The organism is Tropicimonas sp. TH_r6, from assembly GCF_033101155.1.
GTDB lineage: Bacteria > Pseudomonadota > Alphaproteobacteria > Rhodobacterales > Rhodobacteraceae > Tropicimonas.
In genome coordinates this window covers 302,764-321,273 of sequence record NZ_JAWMPX010000002.1, presented here as the reverse complement: position 1 = coordinate 321,273, position 18,510 = coordinate 302,764, and the positions used below count along the sequence as shown (strand labels likewise).

The following is an 18,510-nucleotide window of genomic DNA, read 5'->3' as shown; positions in this document are numbered from 1 at the left end:
TTGTGCATGATTGGCCCGGCGACCAAGGCTCCCTGGCGATCATCGACAAAGTCGCTGAGACGGTGCCTGCGATTTTCGGAAGGATAAAAATTTTGGTGTTGAATCGTCCAGGTCGGTCATTGATACCAGCTGCGGCGAATGGTTGGAGCGAGCCGAAGTTCCGAATGCTGCTGGCGGCACGAACGATGAGTTTGCCGACGGTGCGGTCGTTGGAGGTTTGTCTCGAATGGCAGATATAGGGGTAACTAATCGTCGTGGCCCGAACCGTTCGCTCCCTTGGACCGCAGTCTCCCAGATGCCCCCCGAAACGCCGAAACTGCACGTGAAACAGCACCGGTCGCGCTCTTTCCCAAGGTCTCAGATGCTGATGACACGCCAGATGCCGTAGCGGATACCGCTGCCTTTACCGAATAGAGCAACGAATTCTGTTCGCATAGCGATGCCTCAATCCGTTCGATAGCCATCTCTTCACGCTCGTCGAGATGACCGTCAGCCTCTGCGATCTCAACCAATAGCTCTCGAAGTCCGGCTTGCATGGTGCCGAAATCACAGTCGGGATTGCTCTTTGCGAATTCTGCCAAGGACGCCGTCATCTCAGACAAACGGGTTTTCTCGATGTTTTGCTCAAGAACGTTCAAAGCCTGCTCGACGTAGGTAGGGTCGTATCCCCATTCATCGACAAAATACTCCTGCATGCTATTGCGTTCTGTTTGATCAACATGGCCGTCGATGGACGCAACTTTCATCGCCAGACTGCCCAAGAGATCCAGCGTCGATGCCGCCATTATGTCCAACGCAGAGTTGAGGAACTTAGGGATCTCATCGACGCGGCTATTGGAGTACGATTGAAACAGTCGCGACACGCCATAAACAAAGCCACCTGAAGCAACTGCGGCGCCCACGATCCATCCAACTGGCGTAGCAGCGGTCGCAAGTCCTACGCTCGTCCAGATCGATCCGAAAAACGTAGTCGCGACCGTGCCTGAAGCCGCAGCGCCTGCACCTGCACCTGCTGCGGTACCCAAGTGAAACAAATGCCCCAAACGCTCCCCGGTCTTCAGCGATGTGAAGGCATCCCGTCCAATCTTCAGCCTGATCTTGAAGCGCTCTTCGTTCGCCAATACGGATTGCACACAATCAAAGCCGAGAACTTGCTGCTCTTCGGAAAGCTTGATCATTGCTGGACGACACCCATGTTGAGAGCGGCGAACTGGGCAGCGACGCGATCCATTTCGCTCTTGGCGACATTTTGGCGAAGATCTTCAAAGTAACCTTTGGCCACCCCTATCAAAGCAGCGATCTTACTTAAATACACGGCAATAGCACCGAAAACCGGAACACTGCCGAGTACGCCTCCTGTCAGTGTCACAAGAACCAGCCCAACTGCCGCCGCCAGCAACATGCTTGGATACTTCTCCATCAATGCCGACGCCAAGGAAAGGACATACCTTCCTATGGCAACGACTCTTTCACCTATTTTGACGGTCACCTTGGCGACATCATAGAGCAGGGCTTTCATGTCGGCTGAAAGAGCAGTGTTGTCCAAGTAGGATTTGATTTTGCGGAGAGTCGGGGCAGTTTGAATAACCTCCAGCGCTTCTTCAAACGTCTTGGGTTCTGCTTCAGTTATCGAGGGCATCCTTGGAGTTTCCTTCATGTCACTCGCAGCCTCAGCGGCTTAGAAAACGCACGGCTTGGCTGGCAGACAAAACGTAGACCTCCTACTTGTCGTCTGGAAATGCGGCATTTGGGTTGCCTGTTTTCCGTCTGTTGCAGCAACTTGATCTTTCTCCCCAAGCCATCCGTGTTGACAACGCCAACGGTGCACAAGATCACCCTGCCGGTAGCTTCGCGCAGGTAGCCGCAGTTAGAGTTGGCTGGATGAACGGCAGCAAGGTCCGCGAGGCCGACCTTGCTGTAAACTGCGACGAATGGCCGGAGTCCTCCCTTGGTGTCATATGTTGCGACAGCACGCTTTGGTCTGGAAGGGGGATGGTGATGCGTTGTGGTTTCGGGATATCGGACGCGACGTCGACCAAAGCTTGGCTTCAACACGTTCTTGGGGAGCAGATCGCAATGGTCATTTGTGTCCGGAGACGACTTTGTCGGCACGCCAGAGACATCTTATCAGCAGATCTGTAGGGACAGATACTGGCCCGAGGCGGCATAGAACGTCCAATCGGCATGCTCGGAAGGGGCATAGTATGCCCCTTTATGAAAATCCTGTAGGAATTTTCACAATCCCCCGCAGTGACTGGGCGGGTGTTTTTTTCATTTATTTTATAGGGTTAGTGGCGGAGAGACAGGGATTCGAACCCTGGGAGGGCTTGCACCCTCAACGGTTTTCGAGACCGCCCCGTTCGACCACTCCGGCACCTCTCCGCGCTCCCGTGGTCAGGGTGGGCGCGGTTTAGTTGTGTTGCGCGAGGGGCGCAAGTGCTTTTCTCTCCACCTCGGCAGTAAAATTCGCCTATTGTTGATGTTATTGAGTCACGGCTGACATTCAAGCACCACGGAAGACACCTGATTGGCGATTGGAGATTTCTATGCAGGTCAGATTTGCTCGGGCAGGCATCATTGTCGCCCTTCTGCAGATTTCGATGTTCATCCATCTGGCAACCGCGGCTATTGCCTCGGAGGCGGACGAGACGTCTTCAGCGCGTACAGCGCCACTTCTTGAAGCGCTGGCAATCGACGAACTCGTGGACACGTTCCGCGACGAAGGGGTTTTTCATGCGGAAGAGCTTCAAACGGCGATGTTTCCGGGGCGCGGTGAGGAGCGCTGGCCCAAACTCGTCGCCGATATCTACGATCCCGAACGGATGATACAGATTCTCGGCGCCGAGTTGGAGGCGGCGACCAAGCCCTGGCATATCGACCCGCTGGTCGATTTCTTCGACAGCGAGCTTGGACGACGGATTCTGAGGTTGGAGATCTCCGCGCGGCAGGCCTTTCTTGAGCCCGGCGTGGAAGAAGCCAGCGGTGACCATCTTGACCTGCTGCGCAACAGCGACCCTGAACGCCATGAACTCCTGACGGAATTTGCAGAGACGAACGATCTCGTCGAGGCGAATGTTAAAACGGCCATCAACGCCAACATGGCTTTCCAGATGGGTCTGAACAATGCGGGCGCCTTTGGTCCAATGCGTGAAGAAGGCCAAATGCTGCGCGAGATCTGGATGCAGCAGGACGCGATACGGAGCGAGACTGCGCGCTGGCTGATGTCGTATCTGTCGCTGGCCTACCAGCCCTTGAGCGACGCCGAGTTGCAACGGTATATCGACTTCTCACGCAGCGAGGCCGGCCACAGTCTCAATCACACCCTCTTCGTGGCTTTCAACGAACTCTTCCAGGTTATTTCCTATGACCTGGGCGAGGCTGCGGCGCAGTTTCTTGCCGGAGAGGAACTCTGACCCCGGCTTTGCGGGCTTCAGCCACCACTTTTGAACGTAAACTGAAGGATCATGGACTTGACTGGCGCGGTTTTCTGCCTCATATGCAGACTTCCGTTAACGGGCTCTCCGTAGCGGGAATGATAGATACGTCCATCTGAAGGGCGCGCAGTCCGAGGTGTCGATCTGATCGACGCAAACACCCGGGGACGGGGGCCGAAGCGACGCGGAAACGAAAAGGATAGACCCATGTTTGCGGTCCTCAAGACCGGCGGCAAGCAATATCGCGTTGAAAAAGGCGATGTGCTGCGCGTCGAAAAGCTGGCGGCTGTTGCCGGCGAAACCGTTCAATTCAATGATGTGCTGATGGTTGGCGCCACGGTTGGTGTGCCGCTTATCGATGGTGCGGCCGTTCAGGCCGAGGTCATCGACCAGATCAAGGACGCCAAGAAGATCACCTTCGTCAAGCGTCGCCGCAAGCACGGTTCTCAGCGTACCCGCGGGCATCGCCAGCAGCTCACGCTTCTGCGCGTAACCGAGATCCTCGAAACCGGTGCGGCCGAAAGCGGCGTGAAAGCTGCCATCGGCGCGTCCAAGGCTCCGGCGCAAGCCGACGCCGAGTGATAGGAGACAAGCGATATGGCACATAAAAAAGCAGGCGGTTCTTCCCGTAACGGTCGCGACTCCGCAGGTCGTCGCCTTGGTGTGAAGAAATATGGCGGCGAAGCCGTCATCCCCGGCAACATCATCGTTCGTCAGCGCGGCAACAAGTGGTGGCCGGGCGAGGGCGTTGGCCAGGGCAAGGATCACACGATCTTCGCGACGGCCGATGGCGCGGTGAAGTTCCACAAGGGCCTCAAGGGCCGAACCTTCATCTCGGTTCTTCCGGTAGCGGAAGCGGCGGAATAAGCCGAACCCGGACGTTAAGGAAATGTCAGGGGGGATCGGCGAAAAAGCCGGTCCCCCTTGGTGATTCAAAGAGTGCAAGAGCAGGTTGCAAGCAAGACGATGTTGGTTGGTTTCGGACTCGGAGAGGGGGGTGGCATACCCTTTCGCTGCACGGCGCGAGCGCGTCGGATCCGTCCGATCGTCTGGGCGCTCCTTTGGGCGTCTCTGGCGCAACTGACCTGGACTGGGTTCAAGCTCGGCCAGGCGCGCCTGCAGCCGGATGCGATCGCCACAGGATTGCCCGGTTTCCTGTTCAGACTGGTGATACGGCCGCTGGACTGGGCTGCGGCGAGCCTGCAGGCGAACGATACGATGCTCCTGTCACTGCAGATCGCCGTGTCAGTGACCATTTGTGGCCTGTTTGGGCTGCTCTGGAACGGCGCGCAGGCCCTGGGAGGGGGACGCGGGCAATTACTGGCCGTCATGGCCGAAACGGTTCCCGGGAGGAGGGAAACGACATGGAATTGAAGACAATTTCGGGACAGCAGGTGATCCGGGCCGAGCGCGTGACGCTGCGGCCCCTCCAGCGTTCCGATATCGGGCTGCTGGAGCTCTATGCGGGCGATGAGCGGGTTGCGGTCGGCACGCGCTCGGTGCCGCATCCGTTGCCGCCGGGGGCCGCTGAAGCCTTCGTGACGCGCAGCCTTTCCGAGACCCGCAAGGAAGATGTCTGGGCCATGGACGGCACGCCGGCTGGCCTTGGCGAACTTGTCGGGGTGATCTCGCTGAAACGAATGGAAGACGCGCCGAGCCAATCCGAGATCGGCTATTGGGTCGCGCCCGTGCTCTGGCACACCGGGCTTGCTTCCGAGGCGGTGAACGCGCTGCTGGCGGACAATCCGCAGGATTGCGACACGATCTTTGCCGAGGTCTTCCAGGACAACGCCTTCTCGGCGCGCATCCTGACCAATTCCGGCTTCCAGTATCTGGGCGATGCGGAGACCTTCTCGGTTGCGCGCGACGCCTCTGTTCCAACCTGGACATATCTCAAAAAGCTCTGACAGGATTTTGACATGCGGGGCGAGAACGAGATCAAGACGCCCCGCCTCAGGCTCCGGCCCCTGCGGGGAGACGATGCGGACGCGCTGGCGCGCGGCGTCGGCCCCTTTGAGGTGTCAAAGTGGCTGTCGACCGTGCCGCATCCCTATGGGCTGACGGAGGCGCGGGACTTCATCGAACACGCGCGGACCCGCCCGGATACCTGGGCCATCGAGCAACGAGGGCGGCTGGTCGGAACGATTTCCATCGGCAGCGAACTTGGCTATTGGCTGGCGCAGGAGGCCTGGGGGCAGGGGATCGCGACAGAGGCGGGATTCGCCGTTCTGGACAAATGGTTCGCCGATCCCGCTGGTCAGCAACTGGCCGCGAGCCATTTCGCCCAGAACACAGCTTCCGGCGTGGTGCTTGAGAAGCTGGGCTTCATCTACACCGGCGAGCGGCGTCAGCAACATGCGCGGTCACGGGGCGAGACTGTCGAGAGCTGCTGCATGGTTCTCACTCGCGTTCGCTGGAAGGATTGGAACAGCCTGCCCGAACTTGTGACACCACGCTGCCGCTTGCGTCCGCTGCGTCCGGAAGATGCCGAGGCCATGGCCGGAATTGGCGGCGAATACGACGTTGCCCGCAACACCTCCTCCATTCCCAGCCCCTGGCCGGTCGCTGAAGCGCGGGACTGGATCGCGCAGGGCCAATGGCAGGGCACAGCAGGCTTCCGGCTTGGGATCTGTGATCGCGCGGGCAAGCTGATCGGCATGGCGGGCCTGTCTCCGATGGATGAAGACGGAGTTTCAAGCCTCGCATATCTATTGGAAAAATCGCTCTGGGGCAGGGGGATCGTGACCGAGGTCATGGCCCGTTTCCTGCCCGCTATGTTCCGGGCCTTCCCGCTCACCGCGATCGAGGCCGATCACGACACGGACAACCCGGCTTCCGGCGCGGTTTTGCGCAAGCTCGGCTTCCGGTATACCGGTGATCGGATCACCGACCCCACACGGCTGCGGCTTGAGCCCACGCCGGTTTCACACTATCGCCTAGAGCGATCCAGCTTCGAGGCAAGCACATGAAATTTCTCGATCTCGCAAAAGTCTATATCCGCTCTGGCGCCGGCGGCGGCGGGGCCGTCTCGTTTCGGCGGGAGAAGTACATCGAGTATGGTGGTCCCGATGGCGGCGATGGCGGCAAGGGCGGCGATGTGATTGTGGAGGCCGTAGAAGGGCTGAACACGCTGATCGACTTCCGCTACCAGCAGCATTTCTTCGCCAAGAACGGCATTCCAGGCATGGGCAAACAACGCACCGGCGCCGATGGCAAGGACATCCTTTTGCGCGTGCCGGCCGGCACCGAGATCCTCGACGAGGACGAGGAGACGGTGATTGCCGATCTCGCGGAGGTGGGCGACCGCTTCGTGCTGGCGCGCGGCGGCAATGGCGGTTTCGGCAACCTGCATTTCAAGAGCGCGACCAACCAGGCGCCACGCCGGGCCAATCCGGGCCTGCCGGGGATCGAGCGGACGATCTGGCTGCGACTGAAGCTGATTGCGGATGCGGGGCTGCTCGGGCTGCCCAATGCGGGCAAGTCGACCTTCCTCGCCGCGACGTCCAATGCGCGCCCGAAGATCGCGGATTATCCCTTCACGACACTTCATCCGAATCTCGGGGTCGTGGGTATCGACAACACCGAATTCGTCGTTGCGGACATTCCCGGGCTGATCGAGGGCGCGAGCGAGGGGCGCGGGATCGGCGATCGGTTCCTGGGCCATGTCGAGCGCTGCGCGGTGTTGCTGCATCTCGTGGACGGAACCTCGGAGGATGTGGCCGGCGATTACCGGACGATCATCGGCGAGTTGGAGGCCTATGGCGGCGCGTTGGCCGAGAAGCCGCGTGTGACGGCGTTGAACAAGATCGACGCGCTGGACGAAGAGGAGCGTGCCGAACGGATGGCCGCGCTGGAAGAGGCATCCGGTGGGCGGGTCTATGCGATGTCCGGTGTCAGCCAGGAAGGGCTGTTGCCAGTCCTGCGGACGCTTCGCTCGGAGATCGATGCGGCCCGCCGGAAGGAATCCGGTGTGGATGAGGAGGAGGACGGTCCGTGGCGGCCCTGATGACGCAGAGACCGAGGATCGCGGCTGCACGGCGGCTGGTGATCAAGATCGGCTCGGCGCTTTTGGTTGACCGGGACAGCGGCGATCTGCGCGAGGCCTGGCTCACGGGGCTTGCCGACGACGTTGCTGCGGCGCGGGCGCGGGGCACCGATGTGATCCTGGTGTCTTCGGGCTCGATTGCGCTCGGGCGCGCGAGCCTCGGGCTTGGCACCGGCGAATTGCCGTTGGAACAGGCACAGGCGGCGGCCGCGGTCGGGCAGATCGAACTGGCGCGGGCTTATCGCTCGGCGCTGGCGCCGCATGGCATCAAGGCAGCACAGGTGCTTGTGACGCTGGAGGATTCCGAGGATCGCCGGCGCTACCTGAACACGCGGGCAACGCTGGAAACGCTGGTTGGGCTCAGTGTCGTTCCGATTGTCAACGAGAACGATACAATCGCGACCGATGAAATCCGTTTTGGCGACAATGACAGATTGGCCGCACAGGTTGCCGTGACGGTCGGCGCGGATCAACTGGTGCTTCTTTCCGATGTGGATGGGTTCTACACCGCCAATCCGAGCGAGGATCCGACGGCGCGCCGCTATGACGTGATCGAGCGGATCACGCCGGAAATCGAGGCGATGGCCGGGGATGCCGGCTCCGGGCTTTCGAAGGGCGGGATGAAGACCAAGCTCATGGCGGCGGCAACGGCTGTGAAGGCGGGATGCGCGATGGTGATCACGGAAGGCTCGGTGGAACGCCCCTTGCAGGCGCTGGACAGCGGCGCGGCGGCGACCTGGTTTACCACCGAGGGCGACCCACAAGTGGCGCGCAAGCGCTGGATTGCCTCGATGAAGCCGCATGGGGCGGTATTTGTCGATGCCGGGGCCGCGACGGCGCTGGCGGGGGGCAAGTCGCTGCTTCCGGCGGGCGTGACATCCGTTGACGGCAGTTTCGGGCGCGGAGAACCGGTCGAGATTGTCGGGCCGGCGGGCAAGCTGGGGCAGGGGCTCTGCCGCTATACCAGCGCCGAGGCGCGGATCATTGCCGGGCATCGTTCGGGTGAGATAGACGGATTGCTGGGCTATCCGGGGCGGGCGGCGCTTGTTCACCGGGACGACATGGCGCTGTGATCGACCGGGGAAGGGTATTGCTGCCGTTGCTCCAAACGGCGGCTTGCCTCGGAAGTATTTGAGATCAGGAGATTCTGCTGGAATCTTTTGACGCGAAATGGTGGGACACTGCTGGCGGCAGGCTGTCTCATGAGGGAGAGATCGGATGACTGAACAGACTGATATTTCCGCGCTGATGGCCGAGATCGGCGCCAAGGCGCGGGCGGCGTCTGCGGAGCTGGCCTTTGCGACGGGCGAGCGGAAACATGCGGCCCTGATCGCAGCAGCGGATGCTGTCTGGGCACGGCGGGCCGAGATCATCGAGGCCAATGCCAAAGACCTGGACTTCGGGCGCGAGAAGGGGCTGTCGGCGGCGATGATGGATCGGCTGATGCTCGACGAAGGGCGCATCCGCGGCATTGTCGACGGGTTGCGGACCGTGGCGGAGCAGCCGGACCCGGTTGGCGAGGTGATCTCCGAGTGGGACATGGCGTCAGGGCTGCATATCCGGCGGGTGCGGACGCCCTTGGGCGTCGTCGGCGTGATCTATGAGAGCCGGCCGAACGTGACTGCCGATGCTGGCGCATTGTGTCTCATGGCTGGCAACGCCGTGATCCTGCGTGGCGGATCGGAGAGCTTCCATTCTTCGGGGGCTATTCACGCCTGCCTCGTCGAGGGGCTGAGGGCCGCGAAGCTGCCGGAGGCGTCGATCCAGCGCGTTCCGACGCGGGACCGGGAAGCCGTGCGCGAGATGCTGACCATGACCGACACCATCGACGTGATCGTGCCGCGCGGCGGCAAGGGGCTTGTCGGGCTGGTGCAGCGCGAGGCGCGGGTGCCGGTCTTCGCGCATCTCGAGGGGATCTGCCACATCTATGTCGACACGGCGGCCGACCCGGAGAAGGCGCGCGCGGTGGTGCTGAACGCCAAGACGCGGCGGACCGGAATCTGCGGCGCGGCAGAATGCCTGTTGGTGCACAAGGATGTGGCCGACACGCTGGGTCAGCAGATCGTGGATGATCTGAAATCGGCCGGGGTCGAGGTGCGGGCCGAAGGGCTGAACGGCTCGGTCGCGGCGGTGCCTGATGATTTCGGAACCGAGTTCCTGGACATGAAGATCGCCGCGAAAGTTGTTGATTCCATTGATGATGCCATCGCGCATATCCGGAAATTCGGCTCCAGCCATACCGAGGCGATCCTGACCGAGGATGATGCGGCGGCGGCGCGGTTCTTCTCCCGGGTCGACAGTGCAATCCTGATGCGCAACGCCTCGACGCAGTTTGCCGATGGCGGCGAGTTCGGCATGGGCGCTGAGATCGGGATCGCCACCGGCAAGATGCATGCGCGCGGACCGGTGGGCGCAGCACAGCTGACGAGCTTCAAATATCTCGTGGAGGGCGACGGCACGACACGCCCCTGAGGCGCGTCGTCAGGGATCAGAAACTCAGCGTGATCATGGTGTCATCCTGGTGCTGGGTGACGGAGCGCCCGAGCCCTGCCAATGCTGCGGGCAACAGGGCGAAATGCACATGTTTGGGGGCAAGCTCGCCCCCGGGCATCTCACCGGAGAGCCAGGTCCAGAGCTCAGGATCGAATTTCATCTTCTGCGACCGGCCGGTGAAATGCCATGCGCCGTCGCCACGAGAAACGGAAACCTCGCCGCCGAAGGGCAGGGCGGTTTCCAGGCATTGCAGCGCGAGGAAGGCGGCCTTGGCCTCCTGGCGACGACAATCGCCCGGGACATTCCAGTCGACCTTCAGCCGGGTCTGGCCGTAAACATCCTGAAGGATCGCGGTGATCTCGGAGCGCGCCGAACCTTGTTCGGGCGCGGCATAGCCGAAAGCGATACGGAAAAAGCGGATGCGGGCATTGGCATTCGCGACGCTGTCGGTAATCAGCGCCACTTCCGGCCCGCCTGTGCCCGACATCGACAACAGTTCGAGCCCGTTGCCGATTGCGCCGATGGGCGAGATCAGGTCGTGGCAGATGCGTGAGCCGATCAGAGAGGCAAGATCGACGGTAGTGGGTTCGTCACTGGACATAAGGGGGGATTCCTGACGGTATGGGCGGCATGATCGACATGAATGCCTTCCTTGAGCCCGGAATGCTCGTACGCCATCCCGACCAGCCGGAGTGGGGGCTGGGACAGGTCCAGTCGCGCGCAGGCCACCGGATCACCGTCAATTTCGAACACGCCGGTAAGGTCGTGCTGGATGGTCGTGTCATCGGACTTCTTCCGGAAGACTTCTGATTTCTCGCTTAACGCGGCGACACACTGGGAAAACGAAACAAGCCTAACGGGTGCTTGGCGTCGGTCAACCCGCTGGAAATGGGGAGTGTAGACAAGTCGCACCTCTTTGCCTAAAGACGCTTCGGTGACGAACCTGGAAAGAGTGGGCCGCGTATGCGCCAGGATGAGCCGTATTTCGAGATCAGGCTGGCGGAGAGCGAGCAGGATCTGTTGGGCGCGCAGCGGCTGCGCTACGAGGTTTTCGTCGAGGAATTGCAGGGCGACGGGGCACTTGTCGATCACGCGGCCCGGCTCGAGAAGGACCGGTTCGACCCGTTCTATGACCATATGATCCTTGTCGACCGGCGGAGAGACGCTGCCGCGCTCGAGCATGTCGTGGGCGCATACCGGCTTTTGCCGGGCGAGCGCGCTGTGGCCGCTGGAGGATTTTATTGCGCCGGTGAATATGAGCTGCAGACGCTGGAGCAGACGGGGCGACGGCTTCTGGAACTCGGGCGCTCCTGCGTGCACACGGACTATCGCGGTGGCACGGCGTTGTTCCAGCTCTGGAAGGGGCTGGGGGATTACGTTCTCGAACGCGAGATCGAGTTGCTGTTCGGTGTGGCGAGCTTTCACGGCACGGATGTAAACGCGTTGGCGCAGCCGCTCTCCTTCCTGCATCACGCCCATCTGGCGCCGGAGGAACTGCGGGTCCGGGCCGTCGCGTCGCATTTCACCGCGATGGACATCCTGCCGCCGGAGGCGGTGAACCGGGTGCAGGCCGTGCGCGAGATCCCGGCGCTGATCAAGGCTTACCTGCGGCTCGGCGGTCATGTCGGCGAGGGCGCCTTCGTGGACGACCTTTTCAACACGGTCGACATCTGTCTCGTCATGGACACGGAACGGCTGACGGCACAGCAGCGTGCGACCTATTCCGGGGCGCGTGGATGAGCTCGGAGGCGACATGGCGCTCCGAGGATGAACCGGAGATGCATGTGCCGAGCGGCGCGGCGGATTGGGCGCGTGTCCTGCGCCGAGCGATCCCGTTTGCGCTCGTGACCTTCGGCTGCCTCGCGCTTCTGCTGTTGGTGCGGCTGATCGAACGGCCAATCTTTGGGTTGCACCGGCCATGGACCCCGGCCATCACACGGTTTGTCTGCCGAACAGCCTTTTTTATCATGGGGATACGGCGCACAGTTCACGGACAGCCGATGGAGGGGCTTGGGGCGCAGGTCTCCAATCACGTCTCCTGGTTGGATATCTTCGCGCTCAATGCCTGCGATCGGATCTATTTCGTCTCCAAGGCCGAGGTGGCCGGCTGGCCCGGCATTGGCTGGCTCGCGCGGGCAACCGGCACAGTCTTCATCAATCGCGACCGCCGCGAGGCGCAGGCGCAGAGCGCGCTCCTCGAGCAACGTCTGGGAGCGGGGCATCGGCTGCTCTTCTTCCCGGAAGGCACCAGCACGGACGGGCTGCGGGTGCTGCCCTTCAAGACCACACTGTTTCAGGCCTTCCACGCGGACGATGTTTCGGATGAGTTTCAGGTACAGCCGATCACGCTGGTCTATCACGGACCGGACGGAGAAGATCCGCGGTTCTATGGCTGGTGGGCGGATATGGAATTCGGGGAGCATTTCCTGAAGGTGCTGCGGCAGAAGCGGCAGGGCTCGGTCGAAATCTACTATCACCCGCCCATTTCGGTCGCCGAGGCGGGCGGGCGCAAGGCACTGGCCAGGCAATGCGAACGCGCCGTGCGGGACGGTCTGGCGGCTGCGATGGTGGACGCTCCGCTGGAAGCGGGTGACTGACCGGCGCAGAGGGCTGGACAGAAAGGGCCTCCCGGGCAATAGCTATCGGCCACGAGGGAGGACATCATGGATATCAAACAGGTTAAGGCGATCGTGACCGGCGGCGCCTCCGGTCTCGGCCGGGCAACGGTCGAGGAGTTGTTGGCGTCGGGCGCTGCGGTCACGGTTTTGGACCGGGCCGGAGAGGCGCCGGAGGGGGCCGGGTTTCAGGCCGTCGATGTGACGGATCCGGCGGCGGCGGAAGCGGCGGTCGCGGCGGCCTCGACGGCGATGGGCGGCGTGAGCCTGCTGGTCAATTGCGCCGGCATCGCCACCGGAGAGAAGACGCTGGGCCGGGAAGGCCCGCATAGTTTCGAAGGGTTCGAGAAGACGGTTTCGGTCAACCTGATCGGCACTTTCAACATTGCTCGATTGGCCGCAGCCGAGATGGCGAAGAACGCCGCCAATGCAGATGGGGAGCGCGGCGTGATCGTCAACACCGCGTCCATCGCGGCCTTTGACGGCCAGAAAGGGCAGGCGGCCTATGGCGCTTCCAAGGCGGGCATCGCAGGGCTCTCGCTGCCAATGGCGCGGGATCTCGCGCGCGACGGCATCCGGGTCATGGCCATCGCGCCGGGGATCTTCCTGACCCCGATGCTGATGGGACTGCCTCAGGAGGTGCAGGACGGGTTGGCCGAGGATGTGACCTTCCCGCGGCGGCTCGGCAATCCGGCGGAATTCGCTGCGCTCGTGAAATTCATCACGAGTTGCCCCTATCTCAATGGCGAGACGATCCGGCTCGACGGCGCGCTGCGCATGCAGTGACCTTCGGGCACATGTGGGGCAGGGCAACTCGCCTCTGGACCTTGGCGCGCGGATTTGTCATCTGCGCGCCATGAGGCAGCCCGATCAGACCCAAGACCCGCTCCGCCACTCGCTCCTCGAAGACATCCAGGGGCTGTCCATCGGTGTTTTCTTCTGCGCGCTCGGGCTGCAAGTCCTGACCCATCTCGGCTTTCTCACCGGTCAGACCGCCGGGCTCGCCCTGATCATCGCCTATCTGACCGGTTGGCCCTTCGGCGCGGTGTTTTTCGTCGTGAACCTGCCATTCTACTGGCTCGCCTGGAGCCGGATGGGCCTGAATTTCACCCTGCGCTCTCTCGGATGCGTCACGGCCCTGTCGCTGCTCTCGGAATGGCTGCCCGGGCATCTTGTGCTGGCCGAGGTCACCCCGGCGCTCGGCATGGTGATCTTCGGCTGCCTCGTGGGGGCCGGCCTGCTCATTCTGTTCCGCCACAAGGGGTCGCTCGGCGGGCTCGGCGTCACGGCGCTGCTGATCCAGGACCGCACGGGCTTTCCCGCCGGCTATGTCCAGCTTTTGTTCGATGCCGCGCTTTTCGCCACGGCAGCCTTTCTCTTCCCGGCCCAGGTGGTTCTCTATTCCCTGCTCGGAGCAGTCGTGCTCAACTTCGTCATCGCCTTCAACCATCGCCGCGACCGCTATATCGCAACCTGACGGGACCCTTTCATGCCAAGCCATGTCCTCGCCCTGATCGGCGCCATCATCGCCGAGGTCATCGGCACATCGGCCCTGCAAGCCTCGCAGCAATTTACCCGGCCGCTGCCGTCCCTACTTGTGGTCCTGGGATACGGGGCCGCATTCTACCTGCTTGCGATGGCACTGAAGGTGATTCCCGTGGGCGTCGCTTATGCGATCTGGTCCGGGCTCGGGGTCGTGCTGATCAGCCTGCTCGGACTGGTGGTGTTCGGGCAAAAGCTCGACCTGCCGGCAATTGTCGGGATCGGGCTGATCCTGGCCGGAGTGGTGACTATTCAGCTATTTTCAGGCAGCGCGCATCATTGAAACCCACCAATCTTGGTGCAGATCACGCCTCCAGTTCAGCATCCCAATAAAGGAAATCGAGCCAGGACTTGTGCAGGTGGTTCGGCGGAAACTTCCGACCGGTGTTGCGCAACTCTTCCGCGCCCGGTCGGCGTGGCGCCCTGAGCAGGCTCATATTGGCCTGCCTCAGCGACCGTGCGCCCTTCTTGAGATTGCAGCTCGAACAGGCCGCCACCACGTTCTCCCAACTCGTGATCCCGCCGCGCGCGCGCGGCACGACATGATCAAAGGTCAGATCCCCCTTGGTGCCGCAATACTGGCAGCAGAACTGGTCCCGCAGGAAAAGGTTGAAGCGTGTGAAGGCCACGCGCTTCTGTGGCCTGACATAATCCTTGAGCACAACCACAGACGGTAGCCGGATCTCGGTTGAGGGACTGCGCACGACCTCGTCATATTCCGCCACGATATCCACGCGCTCCAACCAGGCGGCCTTGATTGCGTCCTGCCAGGGCCAAAGCGAAAGCGGGTAGTAGGAAAGCGGTCGGTAATCGGCATTCAGCACCAGCGCCGGGTGGTGCCTGAGACTGTTCGGCTCGCGCACGAACTGTTTTCTGAAATCGACGTCCATCTTCAGTGACTCCACCCCCGCCCTGACGGCCAGCATCTCCGGCTCAGGGCGGGACGACCCGCCCCGACTGTGAGTGTAACTATATGTGGCGTTTTCCACCTGACAACCCCCGTGATGCGGTAGCTGCCGATCATTGGCTAGCGATTGGGCGTTACAGGAATGTGACGGCTTCGAAATCGGGCAAAGCCGATGTCAATGGAAGCCGCGTCAATGGTGCTCGGTGAGAGTGCCCATGCCGGCTCGTCTCTCTGCCAAAATCATCCCGTACCTGCGGCGCCCCGTTCAATTGCCCCCGGGCCGCTCCGGCGGTAAACGGCTGGCAACGTTCATCCGGAGGATCACGAATGACCCAGACCCGCACCGAAACCGACAGCTTCGGCCCGCTCGAAGTTCCCGCCGACAAGTATTGGGGCGCCCAGACGCAGCGCTCGATCATGAACTTCCCGATCGGCTGGGAAAAGCAGCCGATCCCGATCGTCCGCGCGCTCGGCGTGATCAAGAAAGCCTGCGCCATGGCCAACATGGAGAACGGCAAGCTGGACGAGAAGCTGGGCACCGCGATCATGGACGCCGCCCAGGAAGTCATTGACGGCAAGCTCGACGACAACTTCCCGCTCGTCGTCTGGCAGACCGGGTCCGGCACCCAGTCCAACATGAATTCCAACGAGGTCATCGCCAACCGCGCCATCGAGATGCTGGGCGGCGTGATCGGCTCCAAGGAACCGATCCACCCCAACGATCACCTCAACATGGGGCAGTCGTCCAACGACGTCTTCCCGACCGCCATGCATATCGCCACCGCGATGCAGGCCGAAGCCGTGTTGCTGCCGGGGCTGAAAAAGCTCCACGCCGCGCTTGAGAAGAAGGTCGCCGAGTTCGACGGCATCATCAAAATCGGCCGGACCCACACCCAGGACGCCACCCCGATCACCCTCAGCCAGGAATTCTCCGGCTATGTGCATCAGGTCGCCAAGGGGATGGAGCGGATCGAGATCGCTCTGGATGACATCAACGAACTGGCTCTTGGCGGCACCGCTGTCGGCACCGGTCTGAACACGGTCGAAGGCTGGGACGTGCAGGTCGCCGACAACATGGCCGCGATCACCGGCCTGCCCTTCGTTACCGCGCCGAACAAGTTCGAAGCCCTGGCCGCCCATGACGCCATGGTCGAGATGTCCGGCACGCTGAAGACCGTCGCCGCCTCGCTCTTCAAGATCGCCTCGGATATCCGCCTGCTCGGCTCCGGCCCGCGCTGTGGCCTCGGCGAGCTGATCCTGCCCGAGAACGAGCCCGGCTCCTCGATCATGCCCGGCAAGGTCAACCCGACCCAGTGCGAAGCCATGACCCAGATCTGCTGCCATGTGATGGGCAATGATATGGCGGTCGGTATGGCCGGCTCGCAAGGTCACTTCGAGCTGAACGTCTACAAGCCGATGATGGCTTATAACGTGCTGCAATCTATGCAGCTTCTGGGCGATGTCTGCTCGGCCTTCACCGACAATCTCGTGGACGGACTCGCCGCCGACCGGGAGCGGATCGAGAAGCTGCGCGACGAGAGCCTTATGCTCGTGACCGCGCTGGCGCCGACCATCGGCTATGACAACGCCACCAAGGTCGCCAAGACCGCGCACAAGAACCGCACGACGCTGAAGGAAGAAGCCATCAATCTCGGCTTCGTGGACGAGGCGACTTTTGACGCCGTGGTCCGCCCGGAGAACATGGTCGGCCCGAAGCCGAAGGGCTGATGGCCAAGCCGATCAATCTCAACCGGGTCCGCAAGGAGCGGGCCCGGAAGGATGCCCGGGAGGCGGCGGATCGAAACGCCGCCTTTCACGGCCTGACAAAGGCCGAGAAGCAGCGCGCCCGCGCCGAAGCGGAGCGAGTCGAGAAGCTGCATGACGAGGGACGCGTCGAGCCGGAAGACGGCTCCGGGAAACAGTCCTAGAAGCCGAACTTCGCAAGACGCCCGGCAACAGCCGCGTCATCGCCGATCCACTGGGATCGGGCGCGTGTCAGGCCTGTTCCAGCAGGCTGGCCAGGGCCGCGACAGGGTCGTCGCTCTTCCAGATCTCCGACCCGATGCCGAAGAAATCCGTCACGGGCGAAATCGCCCCGACCAGTTCCGGCGTCAACGCCCCCTCGGCCACAATCGGGATCTCGATCACCTCGCTCCACCATGAAAAGAGATCGAGCTCGGCCCGCGTTCCATCGCCCAGTTCGGTCTGGCCGACCGGACCGAAAGCAACGTAATCCGCGCCAGCTTCCGCGGCATTCATGCCGTCATGCCGGGACGCGCCGCAGAACGTGCCGACAATGGCGTCTTCGCCCAGCTCCTTGCGGGCGTCGCGAATGGCGCGGGCGCCGTCAAGATGAACACCGTCAAGCCCGAGCCGTTCGACCATGCGTTGGTGCTGCGCGATGACGATGGCGACGTCCCGCTCGTGGCAGGTGGCGCGGCAGGCATCGGCGGCGCGCGCGACATGATCCTCGTCGGTGCTCGCCAGCGCGAGTCGGAAACAGGCGATCTCGCGCGCGTCGAGGACGCGAGCGAGCTGCTCGGGGAACCCTTCGGGGTCCAGCTCCGGCGGGCTGATGAGATAGATCTGCGGCTGCTCCTGGTCGGCCATTGCTCGTGTCTCCCGGCTTCTTGTTGCGCTCGCTTCTCTTAGCGCCCTTTTGCGCGGCGTGCCATGGCTGCTTGAAGCAGGCGGCGCGGCGGCGTATCAGGTCCGGGATTTCAGCCCCCGGAACTCAGCCAAGGAGCCTCCATGTCCCAGCCCAGCTTCATCCTCGTGCGTCCGCAGATGGGCGAGAATATCGGTGGGGCGGCGCGCGCGATGCTGAATTTCGGCCTCGACCGGATGCGGCTGGTCGAGCCGCGCGACGGTTGGCCGAACACGCGCGCCGTGGCGCTCGCGAGCGGCGCGGCCCGGGTTCTGGACAATGCCGGGCTCTATGGGTCTGTCGCCGAGGCCGTGGCCGATTGCACCCATGTCTATGCCACCACGGCGCGGTCGCGCGACCTGACCAAGCCGGTGCTGACGCCGGAACAGGCGATGGCGCAAGCGCGCGCGGTTGCGGCTGAGGGCGGCAAGGTTGGCGTGCTGTTCGGGCCGGAACGGGCCGGGTTGGAGAATGAGGATGTTTCTCGGGCCCATGCGATCATCACCGTGCCGGTCAATCCTGAGTTCTTTTCGCTCAACCTCGCGCAATGCGTGCTGCTGACCGCGTATGAGTGGCGTCGGCAGGCAGAGCCGCTGCCCGAGGCGCCCGAGATCGAGCGGGCGCAGATGATCGAGGTCGAGAAGCTCGGAGATCATTTCGAACAGCGGCTCGAAGATGCCGGCTTCTTCTTCCCCGAGGCCAAGGCGGCGGGGATGAAGGTGTCGGTGCGAAACATGCTTTCCCGGCTGGCGCTCACACGCGCCGATGTGCAGATATTCCACGGGATGTTGCGGCAACTGACCCGCCAGCGCCCGAAGGATGAGTGA

Annotated in this window: 22 protein-coding genes, 1 tRNA gene and 1 pseudogene; 18 read left to right on the top strand and 6 right to left on the bottom strand. The window is 62.5% G+C overall.

The annotated features are described in order from the left end of the window. Positions 1–245: 245 nt before the first annotated feature. The 3 genes from R3X27_RS03550 to R3X27_RS03540 all read right to left on the bottom strand — a co-directional run bounded on the left by R3X27_RS03550 (position 246) and on the right by R3X27_RS03540 (position 2,382). Positions 246–1,178, bottom strand: a complete 933-nt coding sequence (locus tag R3X27_RS03550; RefSeq protein ID WP_317707445.1) for a TerB family tellurite resistance protein — start codon at positions 1,176–1,178, stop codon at positions 246–248. Then, the gene (locus tag R3X27_RS03545) at positions 1,175–1,639 is read right to left on the bottom strand and encodes a hypothetical protein (RefSeq protein WP_317707444.1); all 465 of its coding nucleotides are present in this window, start codon (positions 1,637–1,639) and stop codon (positions 1,175–1,177) included. The genes R3X27_RS03550 and R3X27_RS03545 overlap by 4 nt, the downstream gene beginning before the upstream one ends. A gap of 653 nt (positions 1,640–2,292) precedes the next feature. Continuing rightward, positions 2,293–2,382 (bottom strand) — tRNA-Ser (locus R3X27_RS03540). Positions 2,383–2,546: 164 nt separating this feature from the next. Between R3X27_RS03540 and R3X27_RS03535 the strand changes: the two genes are divergently transcribed. From R3X27_RS03535 to R3X27_RS03495, 9 genes and pseudogenes are all read left to right on the top strand, one after another. Continuing rightward, positions 2,547–3,413, top strand: coding sequence for a DUF2059 domain-containing protein (locus R3X27_RS03535; protein WP_317707443.1), 867 nt, complete (start codon positions 2,547–2,549; stop codon positions 3,411–3,413). Positions 3,414–3,641: 228 nt separating this feature from the next. Continuing rightward, positions 3,642–4,004 (top strand): annotated as a pseudogene (rplU, locus tag R3X27_RS03530) (50S ribosomal protein L21); the annotation flags it as partial. Between the two features lie 27 nt (positions 4,005–4,031). Next, entirely contained in the window at positions 4,032–4,301 is a 270-nt protein-coding gene (gene rpmA, locus R3X27_RS03525) for a 50S ribosomal protein L27 (RefSeq protein WP_317707442.1), read from the top strand. Between the two features lie 72 nt (positions 4,302–4,373). Continuing rightward, on the top strand, positions 4,374–4,808 hold the full coding sequence (locus R3X27_RS03520) for a hypothetical protein (RefSeq protein ID WP_317707441.1): 435 nt from the start codon (positions 4,374–4,376) through the stop codon (positions 4,806–4,808). Then, complete coding sequence (locus tag R3X27_RS03515; RefSeq protein ID WP_317707440.1) at positions 4,799–5,341, top strand: GNAT family N-acetyltransferase; 543 nt, start codon at positions 4,799–4,801, stop codon at positions 5,339–5,341. Before R3X27_RS03520 ends, R3X27_RS03515 begins: the two co-directional genes overlap by 10 nt. 12 nt (positions 5,342–5,353) lie before the next feature. Further along, complete coding sequence (locus tag R3X27_RS03510) at positions 5,354–6,403, top strand: GNAT family N-acetyltransferase (RefSeq protein ID WP_317707439.1); 1,050 nt, start codon at positions 5,354–5,356, stop codon at positions 6,401–6,403. After that, the gene (obgE, locus tag R3X27_RS03505) at positions 6,400–7,440 is read left to right on the top strand and encodes a GTPase ObgE (RefSeq protein WP_317707438.1); all 1,041 of its coding nucleotides are present in this window, start codon (positions 6,400–6,402) and stop codon (positions 7,438–7,440) included. The genes R3X27_RS03510 and obgE overlap by 4 nt, the downstream gene beginning before the upstream one ends. Then, entirely contained in the window at positions 7,440–8,552 is a 1,113-nt protein-coding gene (gene proB / locus R3X27_RS03500; RefSeq protein WP_317707437.1) for a glutamate 5-kinase, read from the top strand. The genes obgE and proB overlap by 1 nt, the downstream gene beginning before the upstream one ends. 145 nt (positions 8,553–8,697) lie before the next feature. Further along, complete coding sequence (locus R3X27_RS03495; RefSeq protein ID WP_317707436.1) at positions 8,698–9,951, top strand: glutamate-5-semialdehyde dehydrogenase; 1,254 nt, start codon at positions 8,698–8,700, stop codon at positions 9,949–9,951. 16 nt (positions 9,952–9,967) lie between these two features. Here R3X27_RS03495 and R3X27_RS03490 read toward each other — a convergent pair whose 3' ends face one another. Next, on the bottom strand, positions 9,968–10,573 hold the full coding sequence (locus tag R3X27_RS03490) for a histidine phosphotransferase family protein (protein ID WP_317707435.1): 606 nt from the start codon (positions 10,571–10,573) through the stop codon (positions 9,968–9,970). Between the two features lie 38 nt (positions 10,574–10,611). Between R3X27_RS03490 and R3X27_RS03485 the strand changes: the two genes are divergently transcribed. The 6 genes from R3X27_RS03485 (at position 10,612) to R3X27_RS03460 (ending at position 14,412) form a co-directional block, all read left to right on the top strand. After that, positions 10,612–10,782 carry a DUF3553 domain-containing protein gene (locus R3X27_RS03485; protein ID WP_411572456.1) on the top strand — a complete coding sequence of 57 codons (171 nt, stop codon included), beginning with the start codon at positions 10,612–10,614 and terminating at the stop codon, positions 10,780–10,782. 153 nt (positions 10,783–10,935) lie between these two features. Next, on the top strand, positions 10,936–11,712 hold the full coding sequence (locus R3X27_RS03480) for a GNAT family N-acetyltransferase (protein ID WP_317707433.1): 777 nt from the start codon (positions 10,936–10,938) through the stop codon (positions 11,710–11,712). Next, complete coding sequence (locus R3X27_RS03475) at positions 11,709–12,569, top strand: lysophospholipid acyltransferase family protein (protein ID WP_411572452.1); 861 nt, start codon at positions 11,709–11,711, stop codon at positions 12,567–12,569. The genes R3X27_RS03480 and R3X27_RS03475 overlap by 4 nt, the downstream gene beginning before the upstream one ends. A gap of 66 nt (positions 12,570–12,635) precedes the next feature. Next, positions 12,636–13,373 (top strand): SDR family NAD(P)-dependent oxidoreductase, encoded by a 738-nt coding sequence (locus tag R3X27_RS03470; protein WP_317707432.1) that lies wholly within the window; start codon positions 12,636–12,638, stop codon positions 13,371–13,373. A gap of 70 nt (positions 13,374–13,443) precedes the next feature. Then, complete coding sequence (locus R3X27_RS03465; RefSeq protein ID WP_317707431.1) at positions 13,444–14,064, top strand: YitT family protein; 621 nt, start codon at positions 13,444–13,446, stop codon at positions 14,062–14,064. A gap of 12 nt (positions 14,065–14,076) precedes the next feature. Continuing rightward, positions 14,077–14,412: a DMT family transporter gene (locus R3X27_RS03460; protein ID WP_317707430.1), complete on the top strand. Its 336-nt coding sequence runs from the start codon at positions 14,077–14,079 to the stop codon at positions 14,410–14,412. A gap of 22 nt (positions 14,413–14,434) precedes the next feature. Here the strand turns inward: R3X27_RS03460 and R3X27_RS03455 are convergent, their stop codons facing one another. Then, positions 14,435–15,019, bottom strand: a complete 585-nt coding sequence (locus R3X27_RS03455; protein WP_317707429.1) for an HNH endonuclease — start codon at positions 15,017–15,019, stop codon at positions 14,435–14,437. A 344-nt stretch (positions 15,020–15,363) separates the two neighbouring features. Here R3X27_RS03455 and fumC point away from each other — a divergent pair, with 344 nt between their 5' ends. Both fumC and R3X27_RS03445 read left to right on the top strand, forming a co-directional pair. Next, entirely contained in the window at positions 15,364–16,764 is a 1,401-nt protein-coding gene (fumC, locus tag R3X27_RS03450) for a class II fumarate hydratase (protein ID WP_317707428.1), read from the top strand. After that, entirely contained in the window at positions 16,764–16,964 is a 201-nt protein-coding gene (locus R3X27_RS03445) for a DUF4169 family protein (protein ID WP_317707427.1), read from the top strand. Before fumC ends, R3X27_RS03445 begins: the two co-directional genes overlap by 1 nt. A 67-nt stretch (positions 16,965–17,031) precedes the next feature. Here R3X27_RS03445 and R3X27_RS03440 read toward each other — a convergent pair whose 3' ends face one another. Then, positions 17,032–17,646 (bottom strand): thiamine phosphate synthase, encoded by a 615-nt coding sequence (locus R3X27_RS03440; protein WP_317707426.1) that lies wholly within the window; start codon positions 17,644–17,646, stop codon positions 17,032–17,034. A gap of 141 nt (positions 17,647–17,787) precedes the next feature. Between R3X27_RS03440 and R3X27_RS03435 the strand changes: the two genes are divergently transcribed. Continuing rightward, on the top strand, positions 17,788–18,510 hold the full coding sequence (locus R3X27_RS03435) for an RNA methyltransferase (protein WP_317707425.1): 723 nt from the start codon (positions 17,788–17,790) through the stop codon (positions 18,508–18,510).

Coding starts and splice junctions, on each gene's coding strand:
- R3X27_RS03435 (WP_317707425.1), top strand. CDS start 17,788: ATGTCCCAGCCCAGCTTCATCCTCGTGCGTCCGCAGATGGGCGAGAAT.
- R3X27_RS03465 (WP_317707431.1), top strand. CDS start 13,444: ATGAGGCAGCCCGATCAGACCCAAGACCCGCTCCGCCACTCGCTCCTC.
- R3X27_RS03510 (WP_317707439.1), top strand. CDS start 5,354: ATGCGGGGCGAGAACGAGATCAAGACGCCCCGCCTCAGGCTCCGGCCC.
- R3X27_RS03440 (WP_317707426.1), bottom strand. CDS start 17,646: ATGGCCGACCAGGAGCAGCCGCAGATCTATCTCATCAGCCCGCCGGAG.
- proB (WP_317707437.1), top strand. CDS start 7,440: ATGACGCAGAGACCGAGGATCGCGGCTGCACGGCGGCTGGTGATCAAG.
- R3X27_RS03495 (WP_317707436.1), top strand. CDS start 8,698: ATGACTGAACAGACTGATATTTCCGCGCTGATGGCCGAGATCGGCGCC.
- R3X27_RS03455 (WP_317707429.1), bottom strand. CDS start 15,019: ATGGACGTCGATTTCAGAAAACAGTTCGTGCGCGAGCCGAACAGTCTC.
- R3X27_RS03485 (WP_411572456.1), top strand. CDS start 10,612: ATGAATGCCTTCCTTGAGCCCGGAATGCTCGTACGCCATCCCGACCAG.
- rpmA (WP_317707442.1), top strand. CDS start 4,032: ATGGCACATAAAAAAGCAGGCGGTTCTTCCCGTAACGGTCGCGACTCC.
- R3X27_RS03515 (WP_317707440.1), top strand. CDS start 4,799: ATGGAATTGAAGACAATTTCGGGACAGCAGGTGATCCGGGCCGAGCGC.
- R3X27_RS03475 (WP_411572452.1), top strand. CDS start 11,709: ATGAGCTCGGAGGCGACATGGCGCTCCGAGGATGAACCGGAGATGCAT.
- R3X27_RS03490 (WP_317707435.1), bottom strand. CDS start 10,573: ATGTCCAGTGACGAACCCACTACCGTCGATCTTGCCTCTCTGATCGGC.
- fumC (WP_317707428.1), top strand. CDS start 15,364: ATGACCCAGACCCGCACCGAAACCGACAGCTTCGGCCCGCTCGAAGTT.
- R3X27_RS03535 (WP_317707443.1), top strand. CDS start 2,547: ATGCAGGTCAGATTTGCTCGGGCAGGCATCATTGTCGCCCTTCTGCAG.
- R3X27_RS03470 (WP_317707432.1), top strand. CDS start 12,636: ATGGATATCAAACAGGTTAAGGCGATCGTGACCGGCGGCGCCTCCGGT.
- R3X27_RS03460 (WP_317707430.1), top strand. CDS start 14,077: ATGCCAAGCCATGTCCTCGCCCTGATCGGCGCCATCATCGCCGAGGTC.
- R3X27_RS03445 (WP_317707427.1), top strand. CDS start 16,764: ATGGCCAAGCCGATCAATCTCAACCGGGTCCGCAAGGAGCGGGCCCGG.
- R3X27_RS03480 (WP_317707433.1), top strand. CDS start 10,936: ATGCGCCAGGATGAGCCGTATTTCGAGATCAGGCTGGCGGAGAGCGAG.
- R3X27_RS03550 (WP_317707445.1), bottom strand. CDS start 1,178: ATGATCAAGCTTTCCGAAGAGCAGCAAGTTCTCGGCTTTGATTGTGTG.
- obgE (WP_317707438.1), top strand. CDS start 6,400: ATGAAATTTCTCGATCTCGCAAAAGTCTATATCCGCTCTGGCGCCGGC.
- R3X27_RS03545 (WP_317707444.1), bottom strand. CDS start 1,639: ATGCCCTCGATAACTGAAGCAGAACCCAAGACGTTTGAAGAAGCGCTG.